This window comes from Streptomyces sp. NPDC002838 (assembly GCF_040295365.1).
GTDB lineage: Bacteria > Actinomycetota > Actinomycetes > Streptomycetales > Streptomycetaceae > Streptomyces.
The window spans coordinates 1-1,335 of sequence record NZ_JBEOVF010000157.1; the positions used below are offsets into that span (position 1 = coordinate 1).

The window sequence follows — 1,335 nt, forward strand, 5'->3', positions numbered from 1 at the left end:
GAGTTGAGGATCTCGTCGGCGGTCTTGGTCCAGGCGAAGGGCCGTGGGTTCTCGTTCCAGGTGTCGATCCACCCGGCGATGTCGTCTTCCAGGGCCTTCACGGAGGTGTGGACGCTCCGGCGGATGAGCTTGTCGGTCAACAGGCCGAACCACCGCTCGACTTGGTTCATCCAGGAGGAGCCGGTCGGGGTGAAGTGGACGTGGAAGCGGGGGTGTTTGCCCAGCCACGTCTTGATCTCGGCGGTGTTGTGAGTGGCGTAGTTATCGCACACGAGGTGGACGTCGAGGCCGGCGGGCACCGCCTTGTCGATCGTGACCAGGAACTTCTTGAACTCAATGGCCCGGTGGCGGCGGTGCAGCTCCGATATGACGGTGCCGTCGGCGATGTTGAAAGCCGCGAACAGGCTGGTGATCCCGTGACGGTAGTAGTCATGGGTGCGCCGCTCGGGCATGCCCGGCATCATCGGCAGCACGAGCTGAGACCGGTCCAGCGCCTGGATCTGGGACTTTTCGTCCACGCACAGCACCACCGCCTTCTCGGGCGGGGAGTGGTACAGGCCGACGACGTCGACGACCTTCGCGACGAACTGCGGGTCGGTGGAGAGCTTGAAGGAGTCCTGCAGGTGCGGCTTGAGGTCGAACCGCTTCCAGATCCGCCCGATGGTCGATTTCGACAGGCCCGTGCGCTGGGCCATCGAGGCTCGCGACCAGTGCGTGTCCTTGCCCGGAGTGGACTCCAGGGTCGCCACGATGACGTCCTCGACCTGATCAAGCAGGATCGAGGGCGGCCGGCCCAGCCGAGGCTCGTCGGACAAGCCGTCGAGGCGTTTGGCGATGAACCGAGCACGCCAGCGTTCCACGGTCGACTCATCAACACCGAGGTCGGCCGCGGCCTGCCGGTTCGTCCCGCCCTCTGCGCAACGCAGCACGATCTTTGCCCGAAGCGCCAGATACTGGGCCGTCTTCGCCCGCCTCGCCCACCGGATGAGCTGATCCCGCTCAGCCTCACTCAGGACCAGGTCAGCCTTCGGCCGACCAATACGCCCGGTGTCCTCAAGACCGGCCATCCGCTCCGCAGCGAAGGCCCCGCGCCATTTCCTCACCGTCTTAACCGCCACGCCAACGGCCAGCGCAGCACCCGCATTCGACATCCCGTCAGAGCACGCCAGGATGATCCGGGCCCGCTCGGCCAGACGCCGGTCCGCCAATCCCGCCCGACGCGTCAGCTCGGCACGCTCGTCCTCGGACAGCGTGATCTCCACAGCAGAGGGACCCGGATGTGACATACCAACAGGCTACTTACTAACCCTCAGGATTTCTGGCGCATCACACTAG

1 protein-coding gene is annotated in these 1,335 nt (G+C 65.4%); it reads right to left on the bottom strand.

Annotation, left to right across the window (positions count from 1 at the left end; all coding sequences use genetic code 11):
• On the bottom strand, positions 1–1,262 hold a 1,262-nt coding region (locus ABT063_RS52045; protein WP_351069392.1), incomplete at its 3' end, for an IS630 family transposase.
• Positions 1,263–1,335 lie beyond the last annotated feature (73 nt).